General features: G+C 69.0%; 15 protein-coding genes. 11 read left to right on the forward strand and 4 right to left on the reverse strand.

From position 1 onward, the window contains the following. Window positions 1-41: 41 nt before the first annotated feature. Complete coding sequence (gene tal, locus UYS_RS0214765; RefSeq protein ID WP_016856296.1) at window positions 42-980, reverse strand: transaldolase; 939 nt, start codon at window positions 978-980, stop codon at window positions 42-44. Between the two features lie 129 nt (window positions 981-1,109). Between tal and UYS_RS0214770 the strand changes: the two genes are divergently transcribed. From UYS_RS0214770 to arsJ, 7 genes are all read left to right on the forward strand, one after another. Continuing rightward, window positions 1,110-2,294 (forward strand): Bcr/CflA family multidrug efflux MFS transporter, encoded by a 1,185-nt coding sequence (locus UYS_RS0214770; RefSeq protein WP_026068588.1) that lies wholly within the window; start codon window positions 1,110-1,112, stop codon window positions 2,292-2,294. Window positions 2,295-2,474: 180 nt separating this feature from the next. Next, window positions 2,475-3,488: a substrate-binding domain-containing protein gene (locus UYS_RS0214775; RefSeq protein ID WP_016856298.1), complete on the forward strand. Its 1,014-nt coding sequence runs from the start codon at window positions 2,475-2,477 to the stop codon at window positions 3,486-3,488. 117 nt (window positions 3,489-3,605) lie between these two features. Then, window positions 3,606-4,862, forward strand: coding sequence for a phosphate ABC transporter permease subunit PstC (gene pstC / locus UYS_RS0214780; RefSeq protein WP_016856299.1), 1,257 nt, complete (start codon window positions 3,606-3,608; stop codon window positions 4,860-4,862). Between the two features lie 18 nt (window positions 4,863-4,880). Next, the gene (pstA, locus tag UYS_RS0214785; RefSeq protein WP_016856300.1) at window positions 4,881-6,047 is read left to right on the forward strand and encodes a phosphate ABC transporter permease PstA; all 1,167 of its coding nucleotides are present in this window, start codon (window positions 4,881-4,883) and stop codon (window positions 6,045-6,047) included. A gap of 93 nt (window positions 6,048-6,140) precedes the next feature. After that, window positions 6,141-6,923, forward strand: a complete 783-nt coding sequence (pstB, locus tag UYS_RS0214790; protein WP_040478648.1) for a phosphate ABC transporter ATP-binding protein PstB — start codon at window positions 6,141-6,143, stop codon at window positions 6,921-6,923. A 148-nt stretch (window positions 6,924-7,071) separates the two neighbouring features. Continuing rightward, window positions 7,072-8,118 carry an ArsJ-associated glyceraldehyde-3-phosphate dehydrogenase gene (locus UYS_RS0214795; protein WP_016856302.1) on the forward strand — a complete coding sequence of 349 codons (1,047 nt, stop codon included), beginning with the start codon at window positions 7,072-7,074 and terminating at the stop codon, window positions 8,116-8,118. Further along, window positions 8,111-9,337, forward strand: a complete 1,227-nt coding sequence (gene arsJ / locus UYS_RS0214800; protein ID WP_016856303.1) for an organoarsenical effux MFS transporter ArsJ — start codon at window positions 8,111-8,113, stop codon at window positions 9,335-9,337. The genes UYS_RS0214795 and arsJ overlap by 8 nt, the downstream gene beginning before the upstream one ends. Window positions 9,338-9,355: 18 nt before the next feature. Here arsJ and UYS_RS0214805 read toward each other — a convergent pair whose 3' ends face one another. Further along, a complete protein-coding gene (locus UYS_RS0214805) occupies window positions 9,356-10,558 on the reverse strand; it encodes an MFS transporter (protein ID WP_016856304.1) in 1,203 nt (400 codons plus the stop codon). Window positions 10,559-10,654: 96 nt separating this feature from the next. Between UYS_RS0214805 and UYS_RS0214810 the strand changes: the two genes are divergently transcribed. Together UYS_RS0214810 and UYS_RS18920 are read left to right on the forward strand one after the other, a co-directional pair. Further along, window positions 10,655-11,005 carry a metalloregulator ArsR/SmtB family transcription factor gene (locus tag UYS_RS0214810; protein WP_016856305.1) on the forward strand — a complete coding sequence of 117 codons (351 nt, stop codon included), beginning with the start codon at window positions 10,655-10,657 and terminating at the stop codon, window positions 11,003-11,005. A gap of 222 nt (window positions 11,006-11,227) precedes the next feature. After that, a complete protein-coding gene (locus tag UYS_RS18920; protein ID WP_237738479.1) occupies window positions 11,228-11,353 on the forward strand; it encodes a hypothetical protein in 126 nt (41 codons plus the stop codon). Here the strand turns inward: UYS_RS18920 and UYS_RS0214815 are convergent. Then, entirely contained in the window at window positions 11,295-11,957 is a 663-nt protein-coding gene (locus UYS_RS0214815) for an NADPH-dependent FMN reductase (RefSeq protein WP_016856306.1), read from the reverse strand. The two genes, UYS_RS18920 and UYS_RS0214815, sit on opposite strands and share 59 nt — an antisense overlap. A 173-nt stretch (window positions 11,958-12,130) precedes the next feature. Next, window positions 12,131-13,318, reverse strand: coding sequence for an acetyl-CoA C-acyltransferase (locus UYS_RS0214820; RefSeq protein ID WP_016856307.1), 1,188 nt, complete (start codon window positions 13,316-13,318; stop codon window positions 12,131-12,133). A 119-nt stretch (window positions 13,319-13,437) separates the two neighbouring features. On the opposite strand from UYS_RS0214820, the gene UYS_RS0214825 reads away from it, so the two are divergent. Continuing rightward, the gene (locus UYS_RS0214825; protein WP_016856308.1) at window positions 13,438-14,007 is read left to right on the forward strand and encodes a TetR/AcrR family transcriptional regulator; all 570 of its coding nucleotides are present in this window, start codon (window positions 13,438-13,440) and stop codon (window positions 14,005-14,007) included. 256 nt (window positions 14,008-14,263) lie between these two features. After that, window positions 14,264-15,931 carry an AMP-binding protein gene (locus tag UYS_RS0214830; protein ID WP_020476700.1) on the forward strand — a complete coding sequence of 556 codons (1,668 nt, stop codon included), beginning with the start codon at window positions 14,264-14,266 and terminating at the stop codon, window positions 15,929-15,931. Window positions 15,932-15,939 lie beyond the last annotated feature (8 nt).

The following is a 15,939-nucleotide window of genomic DNA, read 5'->3' on the forward strand; positions in this document are numbered from 1 at the left end:
CGCCTCCCCCTCTTGGCGTTCTTGCGTCGCCCGGGGCCGGATCAGCCCTGGCGCAGCTCGCTCAGCAGCGTCTCCAGCTTGCGCTGGTCGGCCATGAACTTGCGGATGCCCTCGGCCAGCTTCTCGGTGGCCATGGGGTCCTCGTTCATCGCCCAGCGGAAGTCGGCCTCGCCCTGGGGCTCCGGCGCGCGGGTCTCGGCGTCCAGCGGCGAGAGGCGGCGCTCCAGCGTGCCCTCGGTCTCGGCCAGCTCGCCGAGCAGGGCCGGGGAGATGGTCAGGCGGTCACAGCCGGCCAGGGCCTTGATCTCGCCGCTGTTGCGGAAGCTGGCGCCCATCACGATGGTCTCGTAGCCGTGGCCCTTGAAGTGCTCGTAGATGCGCTTGACCGACTGCACGCCCGGGTCGCGGTCGCCGGCGAAGTCGGCCTCTGGATCCTGGGCCTTGTGCCAGTCGAGGATGCGGCCGACGAAGGGCGACACCAGGGTCACGCCGGCATCGGCGCAGGCGCGGGCCTGGTCGAAGTTGAACATCAGCGTCAGGTTGGTGTGGATGCCCTCGCGCTCCAGCACCTGGGCGGCGCGGATGCCCTCCCAGGTGGCGGCGAGCTTGATCAGGATCCGCTTCGGGTCGACGCCATGGCGCTGGTAGCGGTCGATCAGCGAACGGGCGCGGTCCAGCGAGGCCTGGGTGTCGAAGGAGAGGCGAGCGCTGACCTCGGTGGACACGTAGCCGGGGACCAGGGCACTGATCTCGCTGCCGATGTCCACCGCCACGGCGTCCATGGCGTCGTCGATATCGGTGGCCTGGCGGGCGATCTCGGCCAGCCGGGCGCGGCGGCCCTCCTGCTGGGCGGCCTGCAGGATCAGCGAGGGATTGGTGGTCGCATCGGTGGGCTGGAAGCGACGGATCGCCTCGATGTCGCCGGTGTCGGCCACCACCGTGGTCATGCCTTTGAGTTGCGTCAGCAGGTCGTCTGCCATGGGTCCTGAATCCTCCGTGTGTCGAGGGTCCACTCTATCAAGCACAGGGGGATGAAATACAGACGCACGGCATCGGCCAGTGAGGTGCGTTATCATTAGCGCCCTCGTGGAAATCCCTTTGGAGGTCGCTTGAGACTGAACGCCCGACGGGTGGCCCTGCTGGTCGCCACCAATACCGCCCTGGCGCCCTTCGCCATCGATGCCTACCTGCCCGCCATGCCCGCGCTGGCCGATACGGTGGGGGCGAGCATCCATCATACCGAGCTGTCGATCAGCCTGTTCCTGTTCGGCTTCGCCATCGGCCAGCTGGTCGGCGGGCCGATGTCCGATCGCCTGGGGCGCCGGCCGGTGCTGCTCACCGGGCTGGTGATCTTCCTGCTGGCCAGCCTGATGATCATGCGCGTCGACACGCTCGGCGAGCTGTTGACCTGGCGCTTCGTGCAGGCCCTGGGCGGCGGCGCCTGCGTGGTCAACTCCGCGGCCATCGTGCGCGACTGCTTCAGCGGGCGCGAGGCGGCCAAGGTGATGTCGACCATGGCGATGATCCTGATGCTGGCCCCGCTGGTGGCGCCGGCGGTGGGCAGCGGCCTGCTCTACCTGGCGGACTGGTGGCTGATCTTCGCCTTCCTGGCGGTCTATGCGGCCTTCCTGCTGTGGCTGATGGGGACCCGCCTGCCGGAGACCCGGCCAGCCGATGCGCCGATCGCCTCGGCCGGCCAGGTGCTGCGCAACTATGCCAGCGTGCTGCGTCATCGCGAGGCCATGGGCTATGTGCTGTCGGTGGCGTCGACCTTCTCCGGGATGTTCGCCTTCATCACCGCCTCGCCGTTTCTCTACATGACCCACTACGGGGTCTCGCCGGCGGTCTATCCGGTGGTGTTCGGCGCCAACGTGGTGGTGATGGCGCTGTCGAACCGCCTCAATATCCGTCTGCTGAGCCGGCGCACGCCCCAGCAGAACATGCGCCTGGGGCTCGGCGTGCAGTGCGGCGTGGCGCTGGCGCTGGTGACGCTGGTGGCGACCGGGATGGACTCGCTGTTCACGGTGGTGCCGCTGATCATGCTGTTCATGGGCATGGTCGGGCTGATCACGCCCAACGCCATGGCCTCGCTGCTCGAACACTTCAGCCACATGAGTGCCACCGCCACCGCGCTGCTGGGCTGCATCCAGTTCACCAGCGGCGCCCTGGCCGGGGTGGTGGTCAGCGCCTTCGAGGTCGACAGTGCCTGGCCCATGGTGCTGACCATGCTGACGGTGTCGCTGGTCGGCAACCTGGCCCTGCGCGGCCTGGTGGGGCGCGCCGCCCTGAACTGAGTCGTCCTGCCGCTCCGGCCCGCCCGGGCCGGGGCTCTCTTGCCCGTCGCCGGGCCCTTCGTCTCCGTCTGCCGACACCGATGTCGGCCATCGAGCTCGCTTGTCATGAAGCTGTCATTTTCGTGGGGCATCTTGTGTATCGCGAAAGGATGATCACTTCCCCGAACAGGAGCTCTCTCCATGAACCGCATCCTCAAGACCACTGCCATCGCTGCCGCCGTCATGGGCGTCGTCGGTGTCGCCCAGGCCCGCGATCAGGTGCGCATCGTCGGCTCCAGTACCGTCTACCCGTTTGCCAGCTACGTGGCCGAGGAATTCGGTGCCACCACCGACTTCCCGACGCCGGTCATCGAGTCCACCGGCTCCGGCGGCGGCGCGCGTCTGTTCTGCAACGGCATCGGCGAGGGGACTCCTGACATCACCAACGCCTCGCGTCGCATGAAGCCCTCCGAGTTCGAGCGCTGCGTCGAGAACGGCGTGACCGACATCACCGAGGCCTTCATCGGCTACGACGGCATCGCCTTCGCCCAGTCCAACGAAAACGACGCGATGGACGTGACCCTCGAGCAGATCTTCCTGGCCCTGGCCGCCCAGGTGCCGGTCGACGGCGAGCTGGTCGACAACCCCTACACCCAGTGGAACGAGATCGATGATTCGCTGCCGGCCCGCGAGATCGCCGTCTACGGTCCGCCCACCACCTCCGGCACCCGTGACGCCTTCGAGGAGCTGGTGATGGAAGCCGCCTCCGAGGAGATGGACGCCTACGGCGGTGAGGGCTACACCGACATCCGCACCGACGGTGCCTTCATCGACGCCGGCGAGAACGACAACCTGATCGTCCAGCGCCTGGCCGAGAACACCGAGGCCTTCGGCATCTTCGGCTACTCCTTCCTGGAAGAGAACTCCGACAGCATGATGGGCTCCAGCATCGACGGCGTCGCGCCGACCCCGGATGCCATCGGCAGCGGCGACTACCCGGTGTCTCGCTCCATGTTCTTCTACGTGAAGAACCAGCACGCCGACGAGGTCCCGGCGATGAACGAATACGCCAACCTGTTCATGAGCGAGCAGATGATCGGTGATCTGGGCTACCTCAAGGGCATCGGCCTGATCCCGGCGCCGGAAGAGATGCGCGCCGAGGCTCGCAGCGCGGTCGAGAACCACGAGACGCTCGAGCTGGCCGACCTCAAGTAAGCAGGGCCGGGCCTTCGCCCTGTCACGGCCGGCAGCCAGGAGCTGCCGGCCGGTGCACGTTCCGCCGGCTCACCGGCCTCGCCGGTCCCCGCGGATTCATTCAGACGAGAGTCAACTATGCAGACCAACCAAATCCTCGCTCTGTTCTGCGGCACCCTGCTGGTGCTGGGTCTGATAGCCTATTTCCTGGGGCGGGCCAAGGCCTCCAGGGTGCGCGCCGCCGGCGCCGCCATGCACGCCCAGCCCGACCAATATGCCTGGTTCAGCGTGCTGTCCAGCGCCGGCCCGGCCATCGCCGTCGGCGTGGTGGGCGCGTTCGCCATGCTGCTCCTGGGCGCCGAGATTCCCACGCTGTATCTGCTGGCCGCCAGCCTGGTCGTCGGCTGCGCCGGTCTGGCCATGGGCATCGCCCTGGTGCGTCCGGACTTTCATGCGCGCAAGGCCATCGAGAGCGTCATCCGCTTCTTCCTGGCCGGCGCCGCCCTGATCTCGATCTTCACCACCTTCGGGATCCTGATCTCCATCGTGGGAGAGGCCATCCGCTTCTTCCAGATGCAGAGCTTCTGGGACTTCATTACCGGCACCACCTGGAATCCGGGTGCGAGCTTCCTCGCCGCCGCGGGCCGAGCGGAGGAGGGGGCAAGCGCCGCCCAGTTCGGTTCGATTCCGCTGTTCGCCGGTACCTTCATGATCACCGCCATCGCCATGCTGGTGGCGATTCCGGTCGGCCTGCTGTCGGCCATCTACATGGCCGAGTTCGCCCCGCAGCGAGTGCGCACCCTGGCCAAGCCGGTGCTCGAGGTCCTGGCCGGCATCCCGACCGTGGTCTACGGCTTCTTCGCCGCCATCACCGTGGCGCCGATCATCGTCGACGTGGCCGGGTTCTTCGGCATCGATGCCTCGTTCAACAACGCCCTGGCCCCCGGCATCGTGATGGGCATCATGATCATCCCCTTCATCTCCTCGCTGTCCGACGACGTCATCAACTCGGTGCCGGACAGCATGCGTCAGGGGTCGCTGGCGCTGGGCATGACCAAGGGCGAGACCATCCGCGACGTGGTGGTCCCGGCGGCCCTGCCGGGCATCATCTCGGCCTCGCTGCTGGCGGTGTCCCGGGCGCTGGGCGAGACCATGATCGTGGTCATGGCCGCCGGCATGCGCCCCAACCTCACGGCCAACCCGTTCGAGGACATGACCACGGTGACGGTGCGCATCGTCGCCGCCCTGACCGGCGACCAGGAATTCGCCAGCGCCGAGACGCTGTCGGCCTTCGCCCTGGGCCTGGTGCTGTTCGTGGTGACCCTGTCGCTGAATCTGGTCTCGGTGATCATGATTCGCCGGTTCCGCGAGAAGTACCGGATCAACAACCTTTAACGCTGGGAGCTTTTTCCGATGAGCCAATCCTTCGACGAGATCAGCGCCCAGCTCCGGCGTCGTCACCGCAAGTCCGCGCGCCTGAAGTGGATGTCCATGGGGGCCCTGGGCCTGGCCGGGCTGTTCCTGGTGCTGTTCTTCACCGACATGATGATCAAGGGCCTGCCGGCCTTTCAGCAGGCCCAGATCCAGGTCGAGGTCGACTACAGCGAGCAGGCCAGCCAGCTGCCGCTGGCCGCCGTCCAGGAGGACGTGCGCCCGCTGGTCAGCCGCGGCTACCTGCGCCTGATTCCCGGCCGCATGGAAGACAACGCCGAGCTGCTCGGCACCACGCGCATGGAGTGGGTGCTGGCCGACAGCCAGGTCGATCAGTACCTCAAGGGGCATCACACCCGCCTGAGCGACAGCGAGCAGGAGGTGGTGGACCGGCTGCAGGCCGAGGGCCGCGCCGAGCTGCGCTTCAACACCACCTTCTTCACCAGCGGCGATTCCAAGATGCCGGAGCTCGCCGGCATCGCCTCGGCGGCCATGGGCACGGTGATGACCCTGCTGGTGACGCTGGCGGTGTCCTTCCCGATCGGCGTGATGACCGCGGTGTACCTCGAGGAATTCGCCCCGGACAACCGCTTCACCCAGCTGATCGAGATCAACATCAACAACCTGGCGGCGATCCCCTCGATCCTGTTCGGTCTGCTGGGCCTGGCGATCTTCATCAATTTCTTCGGCGTGCCGCGCTCCTCGCCGGTGGTCGGCGGCCTGACGCTGGCGCTGATGACGCTGCCGGTGATCATCATCTCCACCCGCACCGCGCTGCGCAGCGTGCCGGATTCCATCCGCCACGCCGCCTTCGGGGTCGGCTGCTCGCGCTGGCAGGTGGTGCGCGACCATGTCCTGCCGCTGGCCCTGCCGGGCATCATGACCGGCTCGATCATCGGCCTGGCCCAGGCCATGGGCGAGACCGCGCCGCTGATCATCGTCGGCATGGTGGCCTTCATTCCCGACGTCGCCGCGTCCTTCAGCGAGGCGGCCACGGTGCTGCCGGCGCAGATCTTCACCTGGGCGGGTGAGCCCGAGCGCGCCTTTATCGAGAAGACATCGGGAGGCATTCTGGTGCTGCTGGCCGTGCTGATCTCTCTCAACGCCACCGCCGTGGTGCTGCGCAAGAAATTCGAGCGTCGCTGGTAAGTCCCGCGGCCAGACACAGGATATGCCAAGATGAACATTCACGTTTCCGAGCGGAAGATGGGCCCCATGAGCGGACACAGTGCCGGTGAACCGGTGGTACGCAACGAGAACGCCAATCACGAGCTGAGCGTGCGAGTGCGCGACCTGAACCTCTGGTATGGCGACAACCAGGCCCTCAAGAACATCAACGTCGACGTCTTCCAGAAGAACGTCACGGCGCTGATCGGGCCGTCCGGCTGCGGCAAGTCGACCTTCCTGCGTTGCCTCAACCGCATGAACGACCTGATCCCCAGCGTGCGCATCGAGGGCCTGATCTCGATGGACGGTCGCGACGTCAACGAGCCCAAGATGGACGAGGTGGCCCTGCGACGCCGGGTCGGCATGGTGTTCCAGAAGCCGAATCCCTTCCCCAAGTCGATCTACGACAACGTCGCCTACGCGCCGCGCATGCACGACCTGGTGAGCCGCAAGGCCGACGTCGACGAGCTGGTGGAGCGCGCGCTGCGTGACGCCGGCCTGTGGGAAGAGGTCAAGGACAAGCTCTACGAGCCCGGCACCTCGCTGTCCGGCGGCCAGCAGCAGCGCCTGTGCATCGCCCGGGCCATCGCGGTCCAGCCCGAGGTCATCCTGATGGACGAGCCGACCTCGGCCCTGGACCCGATCTCCACGGCGACCATCGAGGACCTGATGGACAAGCTGAAGCAGCAGTTCACCATCATCACCGTGACTCACAACATGCAGCAGGCCGCGCGGGTCGCCGACTACACCGCCTTCTTCCACCTGGGCGAGCTGATCGAGTACAACGATACCCAGACCATGTTCTCCAACCCGGCCACCAAGAAGGCCGAGGACTACATCACCGGCCGCTACGGCTAAGCGCCACGCGCGTGTGACGGTTCGACGGGGAGGCCAGTGGCCTCCCCGTCGTCGTTTGCGGCTGTCATCGAGGTGTCATCGATCTCGAATATATATGGTTTGTCATATATATTGGCGACGACATCATTCACGATCAGGAGAGCGACCCATGACCCTGTCCATCGGCATCAACGGCTTCGGCCGCATCGGCCGTCTCGCGCTGCGCAGCCTGTGGCCGCGCGTCGAGGCCGGCGAGGTGGTCATCGCACGCCTCAACGACCCGGGCGGCGACGCCGCCACCTTCGCCCACCTGCTGGAATTCGACTCGGTGCACGGCCACTGGTCCCCGGGGCAGGGCATCCAGGCCGAGGCCGAGGCGCTGGTGATCGACGGCCGACGCATCGCCTTCAGCGGCCATGACACCATCGCCGCCGCCGACTGGTCCGGCTGCGACGTGGCCCTGGAGTGCTCCGGCCACATGAAGACCACCGACAAGCTCCAGGCCTACCTCGACCAGGGCGTGGACCGGGTGGTGGTCAGCGCGCCGGTCAAGGAGGACGGCGTGCTCAACGTGGTGATGGGCGTCAACGACGGCGCCTTCGATCCCGCTCGCCATCGCATCGTCACCGCCGCGAGCTGCACCACCAACTGCCTGGCCCCGGTGGTCAAGGTGATTCAGGAGACCTTCGGCATCCGCCACGGCTCCATGACCACGGTGCACGACATCACCAACACCCAGACCATCCTCGACGCCCCCCACAAGGACCTGCGTCGCGCCCGGGCCTGCGGCATGAGCCTGATCCCGACCACCACCGGCTCGGCCAAGGCCATCACCGCCATCTTCCCCGAGCTCGAGGGCAAGCTGAACGGCCATGCCGTCCGCGTGCCGCTGGCCAACGCCTCGCTGACCGATATGGTCTTCGAGCTCGAGCGCGAGACCACGGTGGAGGCGGTCAATGCGGCGCTCAAGGCCGCGGCGGAGGGCCCGCTCGCCGGCATCCTCGGCTATGAGGCGCGCCCGCTGGTCTCCATCGACTATCGCACCGACCCGCGCAGCGCCATCGTCGACGCCCCGTCCACCATGGTGGTCAACGGCACCCAGCTGAAGCTCTACGCCTGGTACGACAACGAGTGGGGCTACGCCAACCGCACCGTCGAGCTGGCGCTCAAGGCAGGACGAGCGACGGTCGGCAGGGAGTCGACGGCCGATGTCTGAGGTCATCGCCCGGCTGAAGGCGTTGCCCTTCGAGGTGCGCCAGTATCTGCTGATCACCGGCAACTACTGGGCCTTCACCCTCACCGACGGTGCCCTGCGCATGCTGGTGGTGCTGCATTTCCACCAGCTGGGCTACTCGCCGCTGGAGGTGGCACTGCTGTTCCTCTTCTACGAGGCCTTCGGCGTGATCACCAACCTGGTGGGCGGCTGGCTCGGGGCGAGGCTCGGGCTGAACCGCACCATGAACATGGGGCTAGGGCTGCAGATCGTGGCGCTGGCCATGCTGATGGTGCCGGCCACGGCGCTGACGGTGCCCTGGGTCATGGCCGCCCAGGCGCTGTCGGGGATCGCCAAGGACCTCAACAAGATGAGCGCCAAGAGCGCGGTCAAGGTGCTGGTGCCCAAGGACAGCCCCAGTGCCGGCTCCGCGCTCTATCGCTGGGTGGCGATCCTGACCGGCTCCAAGAACGCGCTCAAGGGCGCCGGCTTCTTCCTGGGCGGGGTGCTGCTGACCCTGATCGGCTTCCGTGGCGCCGTGATCGCCATGGCGCTGATGCTGGCGGGCGTGCTGGTGCTGTCGCTCGTGCGGCTCAAGGCCGATCTGGGGCGGCAGAAGCGCAAGCCGGCGTTCGGCGAGATGTTCTCCACCTCGAAGGCGATCAACGTCCTGTCGGCGGCTCGCCTGTGCCTGTTTGCCTCGCGGGATGTCTGGTTCGTGGTGGCCTTGCCGGTCTTCCTCTACGACCAGCATGGCTGGAGCCACTGGACCGTGGGCGGCCTGCTGGCGCTGTGGGTGATCGGCTACGGGGGCGTCCAGACCCAGGCGCCGCGCCTGACCGGCCTGGTCAAGGGCGGCGCTCGGGGGATCACCGCCTTCTGGGCCCTGGCGTTGGCCGGCCTGCCGGCCCTGCTGGCGCTGCTGCCGCTGGCCCAGGTGGGTTGGCTGGTGGTGGGGCTGCTCGCCTTCGGCGTGCTGTTCGCGGTCAACTCGAGCTGGCACAGCTACCTGATCGTCCACTATGCCCGCGCCGACGGGGTCTCCATGGACGTGGGCTTCTACTACATGGCCAACGCCATGGGCCGCCTCGCCGGCACGCTGCTCTCCGGCTGGGTCTACCAGGCCTTCGGGCTCGCCGCCTGCCTCGGGATCTCGTCCGCCCTGGTGGCCGCCAGTGCGCTGATGGCCCTGGCCCTGCCGCGGGAGGCCACGCCCCGCTGAGGTCGGGGCGCGAGCCGCTCAGGGGGCGGCGCGCGGTGCCTGTCGGGGCGCGGTCTCGGTCAGGCCACGCAGCGCCCAGAGCCCCAGCGCCGGCCCCGGCAGCAGCCACCACAGCACCCAGGGGCCCTGGGCGGCCCACAGGCTCGAGGTCAGCGAGATCGCCGGGAGGGTCAGGGCGAAGCCCACGGCGTTCATCACCGAGAGCGTCGAGCCGACCCGGGCGTGGGGCGCGGTGGCCGCGGCCAGGGCCGAGAACTGGGGCGAGTCGGCGATCACCGTGAGCCCCCAGACGGCGAGCAGCGCGAGCAGCAGGCCGGGCGGCGCCCAGGCCAGCAGCGGGTAGGCCAGGCAGGTCAGCCCCGAGACGGCCAGCGCCCACCGGGCGACCCAGAGGCTGCCCAGCCGGCGGCTCAGCTCGCCGCCCCCCACGCAGCCGACCAGCCCCAGGGCGATGACCCCGAAGGCGAGCCACGGCACCAGGTCCATGGGGGCCGCCAGGCGCTCAAGCTCTCTCGCCACCAGGAAGGGCGTCAGCATCCACAGGGCGTAGAGCTCCCAGCAGTGCCCGAAGTAGCCACCCGCCACGGCACGAAAGCGCGGCGCGCGAAGTCCCGCCAGGCCCTCCCGCAGCCGGGTGGGGCCGGCCGGGGGTGGCAGGTGCGGACCGTCGCCGAGGCGGTAGATGGCCGCGCCACCCGCCAGCGCCAGCAGCGAGGCGCCGAGCAGCGGCCACGCCCACGGCAGCCCCGGGGTCGAGCCCCGCAGCAGGTGGGGCAGGGCGGTGCCCAGCGTCAGCATGCCGACCAGCCAGGCCAGGGCCGCCCCCTTGTGGGTCGGCGTCCAGCCGATCACGAGCTTCATGCCCAGGGGGTAGATGCCGGCCAGGCACAGGCCGGTGGCGAAGCGCAGCAGCAGGCCGGCGGTGGCGTGCTCGGCGGCCAGCACGAAGCCGGCGTTGATCACTGCGCCGAGCAGGCAGGAGACGGCGAAGAGCCGGCTGGCCCGGAAGCGGTCGGCCAGGCCGCTGGCGGCGATGGCCAGGGTGCCGAGGATGAAGCCGGCCTGGACGGCCAGCGTCAGCCCGCCGAGGTCGGCCTCGGTGAAGCCGAGGTCGCGGGCCAGCGAGAGGCCCACGCCGTTGACCGAGAACCATAGCGAGGTGCCGCAGAGCTGGGCCAGCACGATCACGGCGAGGGGATGGCGGCGCAGGAGGCGGCTCATGGGCACCTCCCCGGCCGCTCGCCTTGCCGCGGGGCGTGCTGCGCGCCCCGACCCTCGTCGCGTAGAATCATGTCGATACTCCCTGGAGAAACCCTGATGTCGCTGGACCCGGTCCGTGTCTTCAAGTGCCTGGGCGACGAGACTCGCCTGATGCTCACGCTGCTCGTGCTGCGCGAGCAGGAGCTTTGTGTCTGCGAAATGACCCACGCCCTGGAGCTCTCGCAGCCCAAGGTGTCGCGGCACCTGGCGCAGCTGCGCCAGTGCGGCCTGCTCGAGGATCGCCGCGAGGGCCAGTGGGTCTACTACGGGATCGAGGCTAGCCTACCGGGATGGGTCATGGCCACCCTGGCGGCGGCGGCCGAGGGGCGAGCCACGCAGCTCGAACGGGTGTGCGCGCGCCTGGCGCGGATGGGCAACCGGCCCGAGCGTCGAACCGCGCTTTGCTGAACGCGGAAAGGCCTCGCGCCTGTCCGCGGTGAGGCGATGAGCGGATCCTCCTCCCATCGATGCAGCCCCTAGCGCAGTGAAGAGAAGAGGGCGTTCCCCCGTCGACGTTCACGCCCATGCCCGGGGAGATGGCGTTGCCCCTCCGTGGAGCCGGGTGGCGGGGAGCGGGGAGCGATCAGCGTCAACCTGACCGCCTTGCCCGACGACGCCCGCTGTCACGCCGTGATCGAGATTCCTCACGAATCGGATCGGCAGGCCCTCGTGCACCCCGAGAACATGCGGCTGGATGTCAGGCCCCGTCGTCAGGAGCGTTACGCTGTGAGGGGGCCTCGCGGAACGCGGGGCTGATCCGCTGGGGGTCGGCCACCTCCCGGTAACGGGCAGCGGCCTGTGCCCACCAGCCCAGCTGGCCCAGGGTGCGGCCGAAATAGTCGACCCAGCGCTCCGTGTCGTCGTGAAAGCGGCCGTCTTCCTCCAGCGCCTGCTGGGCATGGGGGACATGAATCATGGCCGAGACCGGCAGGCAGCCCAGCTCCGCCAGGAAGGTGCGCATGTTGACCGCGGCCCTGGCGCCGCCCCATTGGCCGGCCGAGTAGGTCACGATGGCGCTGGGCTTGAAGGCATAGAGCGAGCTGCCGAAGTGGTTCAGCAGATGCGCCAGGGCCGGACTCATGGCGTGATTGTACTCCGGACTCACCATCACGTAGCCGTCGGCGGCGGCGATCCTGTCGGCGAGGGCATCCAGCGCATCGGGTACCTGCGACCTCGTGTAGGCGAAGTGCGGCTTGAAGACCGCGCCTAACTCGAGCTCCAGCGGGTCGATCAGCTCGACCGAGGCGCCGTCGGCCTCGAGCAGTCGTTGGCAGGCACGGGCCACCCTGAGGCCCAGCCGAGCCGGTGCGGGGGGCGTCGAGTCGCGCGCGGTGCCGATAAAGATCAGATAGTGGGGCATGGCATGTCCTCCTTGACGTCATCTTGCCGAGCTCTCTGCGGCGTCTCAATGGCACCCGGGACACCACGGCGGCATGGGGGCGGATGATGACGCTTGCCTTCAAGGCAACGGCCGTCGCGCCAGTGAGGGCGCCCGCCCGTGAGGCGGGCGCCTGGGGCAGCAGGGCCGAGGCGTCAGTCGATCAGTTCCACGGCGACGGCGGTGGCCTCCCCGCCGCCGATGCACAGGCTGGCGATGCCGCGTTGGCCGCCGGTGGTGCGCAGGGCGTGGATCAGGGTAGCGATGATCCGCGAGCCGGTGGAGCCGATGGGGTGGCCCTGGGCGCAGGCGCCGCCGAAGACGTTGACCTTCTCGTGGGGCAGGCCGAGGTCGTCCATGGCCATCAGGGTGACCACGGCGAAGGCCTCGTTGATCTCGAACAGGTCGACGTCGTCCACGCCCCAGTCGAGCCGCTTCATCAGCGTGTCGATGGCGCCCACCGGGGCGATGGTGAACTCGCTCGGATGACGCGAGTGGGTGCTGTGGCCGAGCATGCGGGCGATCGGGCGTGCGCCCAGGCGGCTCGCGCATTCCCGGCTGGCCAGTATCAGCGCCGAGGCGCCGTCGGAGATCGAGCTCGCGTTGGCGGCGGTGATGGTGCCGTCCCTGGCGAAGGCCGGGCGCAGGTCGCGGATCTTGTCGAGCCTGGCCTGGAACGGCTGCTCGTCGTGCTCGACCAGGTTCTCGCCGTGGCGGCTGGCGACGGTGACCGGCGCCATTTCCGCGGCCAGATGACCGGCGTTGGTGGCCTCCATGGCACGTTCCAGCGAGGCGATGGCGAAGTCGTCCATGCGCTCGCGGGAATAGCCGCGGGCGTCGGCGATCTGCTGGGCGAAGCCGCCCATCAGCTGACCGGTCTCGGCGTCCTCCAGGCCGTCGAGGAACATGTGATCCTTCAGCTCGCCGTGGCCCAGGCGGTAGCCCGAACGCGCCTTGGGCAGCACGTGGGGCGCGTTGGACATCGACTCCATGCCGCCGGCCAGCATCAGCTCGCCGGCGCCGGCGCGGATCAGGTCGTGGGCCAGCATGGTGGCCTTCATGCCCGAGCCGCACAGCTTGTTGACGGTGGTGGCGCCGACGGCGTCCGGGATGCCGGCCTGGCGCATCGCCTGTCGGGCCGGGCCCTGCTTGACGCCGGCGGGCAGCACGCAGCCCATGAAGCCCTCGTCGATGGCGGCGGCATCGATGCCGGCGCGCTCGACGGCCGCCCGGATGGCGGTGGCGGCGAGTTCCGGGGCGCTCAGGCGGGAGAGGCCGCCCAGCAGGCCGCCCATCGGCGTGCGGGCGGCGGAAAGGAAGACGATCTCGCGTGAATCACTCATGGCGTGGCTCCCGATAGGGATTGTTATGTGGGAGGGCGGCGGGCGCGTTGACCCGCCGAAGGGGCTATGGTTCTCTCGAGCTAACCAAGCAAGCGCTAGTGTGAATGTCGATGAATGTAATGAATGACTCCCCGCGTCGCAAGGAGCTCACCCGCCAGGCCGCCCAGCTGTTCGTGCAGGAGGGCTTCGACCGGACCACGGTGCGCATGCTGGCCGAGGAGATGGGCATCAAGTCGGGGAGCCTCTTCCATCACTTCCGCGACAAGCAGGAGATCCTGGCCGCGGTGATCGAGGAGGGCACCCGCAACGCCCTGGCGATCGCCCATGCGGCCCTCGAATCATGCGACCGCGATCCACAGGCGAGGTTGCAGGCCATGGCCCGCGCCCACCTGGAGACCCTGCTCACCGACCGCAATGCCCACGTCGTGGCGCTCTACGAATGGCGCCGCCTGGACGACGACGCCCGCGCCCATCTCGGCCACCTGCGCGATGCCTACGAGGCGCTGTGGGAGGCGGTCATCGACGAGGCCCTGGCCGCCGGGCTGATTCACGGCGACCGCTTCCTGGTCTCGCGCTTCGTGATGGGCGCGCTCAACTGGACGGTGCGCTGGTACGACCCCGAGGGCGAGCGCTCCCCCGAGGAGCTGGGCCGCGAGCTGGTGGCCATGCTGATGGCGCCCCGGGGCTGAGACCAGAACGCCGAGACGGTGCGCCGAGGGCCGAGCCAGGGCCCGTGGTGGGGCGGGCTCGACCATGGTCTAGCGCTCGAGTCTCCCACGCTTCTTGCCCCGCCCGGCGGAAACCTCTAGCGTGACCAGTACGGCGACAAGTTGACGTTTACGTCAACGGAATAATGGCGGCGCGCCGGCCGCGACCCGCACAGGCATAACAACAACCCGCGGGCGTTCCGGGCCGTTGCCCGGGCGTCCGTCACGGAGGCCTTCCATGAGCACGCCCGAGACGCTTGCCGATCCTGCCACCTATCTCGAGACCTTCTCCGTCGAAACCGTGAGCGCCCGGCTCGACGATCACGCCGACGGCCGCCTCAACGCCTTCGAGGCCTGCTGCGGCCGCCACCTGCGCGAAGGGCGCGGGGCGACCACGGCGCTGGTGCATGAAGATGCCGAGGGCCGCGTCACCACTCTGAGCTACGCCGAGCTGGCGACGGCCAGCGAGCGCCTGGCCGGCTGGTTCGCCGACCAGGGCCTGGGCGAGGGCGACCGCATCGCCGGGATGCTGCCGCGCACGCCGGCGCTGTTGATCGCGGTGCTCGCCGCCTGGCGCATCGGCGCGGTCTACCAGCCGCTGTTCACCGCCTTCGGGCCGGACTCGGTCGGCTATCGCCTCGAGCGTGCCGGAACGCGGCTGGTGATCACCGATCCCGCCAACCGGGCCAAGTTCGACGACCTGGCCGAGTGCCCGCCGGTGCTCGCGGTGGGTGGCGTTGATGCCACGCATGGTGCCGACCGCGACTGGGCCGCCGCCCTCGCGCACGCGCCCATCGCCACGCCGCCCCCGCGCCAGGCGCCGGACGCGCCCTTCCTGCAGATGTTCACCTCGGGCACCGTGGGCAAGCCCAAGGGCGTGGCCGTGCCGCTCTCGGCGCTGCCGGCCTTCGCGCTCTACATGGAGCTGGCCGTGGGCCTCGAGCGAGACGACCGTTTCTGGAACATGGCCGATCCCGGCTGGGCCTACGGGCTCTACTACGCCATCACCGGGCCGCTGCTGCTGGGCGCGACCACCCACTTCTGCGAGGCGGGCTTCGGCGCCGAGGTGGCGCGGGAGTTCCTGCAGCGCCACGGCATCACCAACTTCGCCGCCGCGCCCACCGCCTACCGGCTGATGAAGGCCTCGGGGCTGTTCGACGAGGCCGGCGCGCGCCTCGCACTGAGGCGCGCCAGCTCGGCGGGCGAGCCGCTCAATACCGAGGTGGTGGACTGGGTGGAGCGCACGCTGGGCTGCCCGGTGATGGATCACTACGGCCAGACCGAGACCGGCATGACCTGCTGCAATCACCATGCGCTGGATCATCCTCGCCCCCATGGCGGCATGGGCGCGCCGCTGCCCGGCTATCGGCTGGCGATCCTCGACGCCGAGGGCCGCGAGCTGCCGCCGGGTGAGCCCGGGGTGCTGGCGGTGGACATCGCCCGCTCGCCGGCGCACTTCTTCGCCGGCTATACCTGGCAGGAGAAGGATCCCTTCATCGACGGCTACTACCTGACCGGCGACGTGGTGATCGGCCACGAGGACGGCACCTTCCAGTTCGCCGGGCGCAACGACGACATCATCACCACCTCGGGCTATCGCGTCGGCCCCACCGACGTGGAGAACTCCGTGCTGACGCACCCGGCGGTGGCCGAGTCCGCCGCCGTCGGCCAGCCCGACGCGCTGCGCGGCGAGATCATCCGCGCCTACGTGGTGCTGCGCGACGAGCATGAGCCCAGCGAGTCGCTGGCCGAGGAGATTCGCCAGCAGGTGCGCGAGCGGCTCTCGACCCACGCCTTCCCGCGGGCGATCGAGTTCGTCGACGCCCTGCCCAAGACCCCCAGCGGCAAGATCCAGCGCTTCAAGCTGCGCGCGGACGCCGCCGACAAGGCGGCGGTCGCCCCCTGACCGTGGAG

It is taken from the genome of Halomonas smyrnensis AAD6 (assembly GCF_000265245.1).
Lineage (GTDB): Bacteria > Pseudomonadota > Gammaproteobacteria > Pseudomonadales > Halomonadaceae > Halomonas > Halomonas smyrnensis.